Here is a 4,330-nt window from a genome sequence, read left to right as displayed (position 1 = left end):
AAACGCCTCAGCGCCGATGATAGTGCGGGTTCCCGTGTGAAAGTAGGTCATCGTCAGGCTCTTACAGCCCCTCAAAGCCCAGCCCCACAAAGGCTGGGCTTTTTGGCTTTGCGACGCTCAATTAGATTGGGCCGTTCGGTCGATTTCGAGTTTTCAAGCGTTCGGGCGTTTTCCTGAAATCGAACAAGTTTTCCAATTTTCCACGGCGGCCCGACGCAATGATGACTTTGCTCGACCGCGATTCTTCAAATCTGCGTACCCATACGCAATTGCCGACGAAAAACCTTGCCGACATTCGTCTTGGGCAGTGCAGCCCGAAACTCGATGTGTTTCGGCCGTTTGTACCCGGTCGGCTGGTCGTTGCAGTAGCGCATGACCGCGTCTTCGGTCAGTGAAGCGTTCCTCCTGACCACGAAAACCTTGATGGCTTCGCCTTGCTTTTCGTCCGGAACCCTGTATGCGTCCGGCAAACCCATCTTGACGACGGGCGCGGAGATCAATGCGTGGCGGACTCTGCCTGCCAGCGATGCGGCAGCAAGATGTTGCGATGCGTGAGCACTGCGCCCTTGGACAGGTGTTAGCGCCGATGTAAAACTGACCCACTGCGCCGAAGTAAAACTGACCCACCTGGGCGAGGATGGCAGCCATTTCGGGGCTGCTGATGTTGACCCAGGAGCAAGCAGTGGAGATCCGAGTCATGGCCCGAAGGGGCGAGAGCGTTAGAGCGATCGCGAGGCAGCTGGACTGCTCGCGCAACACGGTGCGCAGATACCTGCGTGATGAAGCGGCGAGGCGGTACGGTCCGCGCGAAGCGCGGGCCTGCAAGCTTGACGATTTCAAGAGCTATCTTCGGATGCGCGTCGAACAGGCCAAGCCGCGATGGATTCCGGCGACCGTGTTGCTGCGCGAGATCCAGGAGCGCGGCCCCGAATCGGGACCAGTGGAGCGAATTTCCTTACCCCCGAATCAGGACCAGTAAAAAAAATCCTTACCCCCGAATCGGGGGCAATGGGCTTCTGTACTACCCCCGAATCGGGACCAGTAGGAGTTCTATTACCCCCGAATCGGGACCAGTGGCTTACCCCCGAATCGGGGGAGGTATATAGACCTTCAGGTCGTATGGGGAGCCGTACTGGTGGGATTCCCCAAAAGCACCCGCACTTCGGAGCCCGACCCTGACCAGGAGGGGGCCATGACTGGCGACGCCTTCCGGTACCTGACGCTGGCGATGGCCGATGCCGGGGTCATCGAGCTGCGCCACGAGCACGACGGCAGGTGGCAGTCCGGCACCTTCAACCGTCTGGAGCTGCTGCGAACGCACATCGAGGCCCGCGCCGGGGTAGGCAACCTCTACGCGACGCTGAACAGGCCGCGTGCTGACCTGCCGGTGCCCAACGGCATGGGCGGCGATGCGCTGTGCGACGCGGACATGGCCGTGGTGGTGCGCCTGCCGTTCGACTTCGATCCGCTGCGCGACAAGGGCGTGGCCAGCAGCGACGCCGAACTGGCGCTCGCTGCCGAGGCCCGCGGTCGCCTGGTCGCAGCGCTGAGCTCGCTGGGCTGGCCCTTGCCGGCGCTCGCCACGAGCGGCAACGGCACCCATGCGCTGTACCGAGTCCACCTGCCCGCCAACGAAGCAACGCGGGAGATGCTCGATGCGGCGTATCGCGGCCTGTGGGGTGACTTCACCACCGAAGAAGTGATGTTCGACCGGCCGGTGCGCAACGCCGCGCGCATCTGGCGGCTGTATGGCACCACCAACCGCAAGGGTGGGTCACCAACGACCGAGCGACCGCACCGACTCGCGAGCGTGCGCATCCCGTCGCCCTGGCGCGGCGTCAGCCCGCGCGAAGTGGAGCGCTTGGCCGAGGGCTACGTGCGCCGGGCTTGCCAGGTGGCCAGTGTCCAGGCGGGCGGCGTCCGGGCGCTCCCGGTCGCGCGGGCTCGCCGTGCGCCGCTGCCGCGAGGCCAAGGCGCCTACGACACGCTGGACATCGTGCAGTGGTTCAAGGCCCACGACGCGTACTTCCGCGCGCTCGGCGCCGGCAAGCACGCGGTGGCTTGCCCCTGGGCGGACGAGCACAGCAGCAGGAGCGATCCGCGTTCGACTTCAACGGTCATCTGGGAATGCGACGGCAGCGGAAAGTGGCCGACGTTCCACTGCTCGCACGCGCATTGCGAGGAGCGCGAACTACGCGACGTGATGCGCGCCTGGGGCGATGCCGATGCGTGGTGCGCGCATGCATGGAGGCCTGCGCCGCAGCTTGTCGGGAGAGCTGCATCCGAGGGGACGCTGTCATGAGTGCACTGCAACTCCGACCCTACCAGGCGAGCGCCTTCGACAAGGTCATGCGCGCGTGGGAGGGGGCGCGTGCGGTCCTGCTGTACTGCCCGACGGGTGGCGGCAAGACCGAGATCGCACTGGCACTGGGTGAGCACTGTGGCAGCGGCGGGTGTCGCGTGCTGATCGTGGTGGAGCGCAAGGTGCTGTGCACCCAGTGGCGTGACCGGCTGCACCGTCACGGCATCCACGATGTCGGCCTCCTGCAGGGCGAGAACTCGGTGCGCGAGTACGCCCGCATCCTCGTCGCCACGGCGCAGACCATCCGCACGCGCGGCGTGCCCGAGGGCGTCGGGCTGGTCATCATCGACGAGAGCCACATCTGGCACCAGACGCACGACCGGGTGCTGTCGTCCCTCGGCGAGGCGCGCGTGCTGGGGTTGACCGCCACGCCGCTGCGCGAAGGGCTGGGCCTGCGGTTCCAACGGCTGGTGAGCGCAGCCACGATCGGCGAGCTCACCGAGCAAGGCTACCTCGTCCCAGCGCGCTACTACGCGCCAAAGGCCGATGCCATTGCCCAGGCGCTCGACAGCGTGCGCATCACCGCAGGCGACTACAACGCGGGCGACCTGGCCGCGGCCATGAAGGCGCATGCGCTGGTGGGCGCCCCGAACGACACCCAAACTCCCCCACCCATCGACACGTAAATTCCCCCACCCCAGCCATCGAGCTGTGAGGGTGTAGGCGGCTCCGGCCTCGGCCGGTGTCACCTGCGGGCAAGACGCTACTTTCTGCCTCCTCAGCACTGAGGGGGTGACGGAGTGAATGTCTTGAAGCCGCATTTGCAGACGACCATTTGGACCTTGTTGGCCGCCGGAGCGAGCCAACGGGAGATCGAGCGCGTCACGGGTATCGATCGCAAGACGATCCGCGGATACCAGAAGCGTTTCTGCGCTGCGGCGGCAAATTCCCCCGGGGTGTCGGCCGGCTCTGGAGGGACTGCACCTCTTGGCGGCGACGCCCGCAGTCGCACCGAGGCTTAGCGAGGCGACCAGCAGAGCGGACGCGATTCTCATGATCTTCATGTTGAGGACTACGCCGAGGTGCGACTCTTGAGGGTTACTGCTCGATCAGGGACGCGAGGCGATCAGGCCAGATCGCCTGCGCCGCAGCCTTGAATCCATACGGCACTTCCTTCAACGTCACGTATCGGCTTCCGATCGAGCCGCTGTATGGAACGCGAGCCGTCATATACGCCACGGGGATGCCTCCGGTGTTGCCACGTCCGATGGAGGTTGGCCGCATCCCAGCCGATAGCGCGAGTCGGTAGAGGGCGGCGGGCGTATAGGGGCGCACGTGTGTCGGGTCGTCCCAGAAAGAATCGAAACGATGATCCTCGACGTCATCGGAGGAACGAGTCATCGTGGAAAGCTCACTCGGCGCTTCCAAAAAGATGGTTCCGCCGGGTCGGGTGACCCGACCAAGCTCCACAATGAATTCAACCGGCTCGTACAAGTGTTCGATGACGTGCGTCGCGACGGAGAAGTCGGCGATGTCGCTCGAGACGTTCAGCCGTGCGCCCTCCATGCTGGCAAATTCCGCGGTTGTTGGCTGATTGGGTGGAGGCGAGCGATCGACACCGATGTATCGGCCCTGCACTCGTTCGCAGCACTCGGCGAATCGCCAGCCGAAGCAGCCGACGTCTACCACGGTCGGGCGGGGTCCCAGGTTTGAGATGATTTCTTGTGGCGAAGAGTGGTGCTGCGAAAGCGCAGGGGCGAGCGAGGTGGTGTGTGCAAATCGATCCATGGATTGAGTGCGTGCGAGGATGCGTTTGGCTTATGCGGAATGCACCTTTTACGCCACCCATCCTCACGGCGTCCATAAGACGAATCTCATTTTCAGATGTGCATTGGCTGTAGCGTTGTCCACTGCGTATTTCGGAAGAGCGTGACCGACCGTTTCGGCATCGTGACCGCCGAATTCGGGAACGTGACCGATGATTTCGGTGACGTGACCGACGGACCATTTGCAACTGCCTGAGGGTGG

General features: G+C 64.1%; 3 protein-coding genes and 3 pseudogenes. 4 read left to right on the top strand and 2 right to left on the bottom strand.

The genetic code is table 11. The annotated features are described in order from the left end of the window. Nucleotides 1-245 precede the first annotated feature (245 nt). A pseudogene (locus ACSFBL_RS35385) lies at nt 246-461 on the bottom strand (AMP-binding enzyme); the annotation flags it as partial. 200 nt (nt 462-661) lie between these two features. Here ACSFBL_RS35385 and ACSFBL_RS35380 point away from each other — a divergent pair. The 4 genes and pseudogenes from ACSFBL_RS35380 to ACSFBL_RS35365 all read left to right on the top strand — a co-directional run. Then, nucleotides 662-937: pseudogene (locus ACSFBL_RS35380) on the top strand (helix-turn-helix domain-containing protein); the annotation flags it as partial. A gap of 255 nt (nt 938-1,192) precedes the next feature. Next, nucleotides 1,193-2,302, top strand: a complete 1,110-nt coding sequence (locus ACSFBL_RS35375) for a hypothetical protein (protein ID WP_435520465.1) — start codon at nt 1,193-1,195, stop codon at nt 2,300-2,302. Then, complete coding sequence (locus tag ACSFBL_RS35370) at nt 2,299-2,988, top strand: DEAD/DEAH box helicase (RefSeq protein ID WP_435520464.1); 690 nt, start codon at nt 2,299-2,301, stop codon at nt 2,986-2,988. The genes ACSFBL_RS35375 and ACSFBL_RS35370 overlap by 4 nt, the downstream gene beginning before the upstream one ends. A gap of 114 nt (nt 2,989-3,102) precedes the next feature. Beyond that, nucleotides 3,103-3,288 (top strand): annotated as a pseudogene (locus tag ACSFBL_RS35365) (IS21 family transposase); the annotation flags it as partial. Nucleotides 3,289-3,400: 112 nt separating this feature from the next. Here the strand turns inward: ACSFBL_RS35365 and ACSFBL_RS35360 are convergent. Continuing rightward, nucleotides 3,401-4,090: a class I SAM-dependent methyltransferase gene (locus tag ACSFBL_RS35360; RefSeq protein ID WP_435520463.1), complete on the bottom strand. Its 690-nt coding sequence runs from the start codon at nt 4,088-4,090 to the stop codon at nt 3,401-3,403. Nucleotides 4,091-4,330: the final 240 nt, after the last annotated feature.

Source organism: Variovorax glacialis (assembly GCF_051216375.1).
In the GTDB taxonomy this organism is placed as follows: domain Bacteria; phylum Pseudomonadota; class Gammaproteobacteria; order Burkholderiales; family Burkholderiaceae_C; genus Variovorax.
This window is presented reverse-complemented; position numbering and strand designations above follow the sequence as displayed.

Bases quoted from the DNA above. Each gene is read 5' to 3' on its own strand.
- ACSFBL_RS35375 (WP_435520465.1), top strand. From the start codon at position 1,193: ATGACTGGCGACGCCTTCCGGTACCTGACGCTGGCGATGGCCGATGCC.
- ACSFBL_RS35370 (WP_435520464.1), top strand. From the start codon at position 2,299: ATGAGTGCACTGCAACTCCGACCCTACCAGGCGAGCGCCTTCGACAAG.
- ACSFBL_RS35360 (WP_435520463.1), bottom strand. From the start codon at position 4,090: ATGGATCGATTTGCACACACCACCTCGCTCGCCCCTGCGCTTTCGCAG.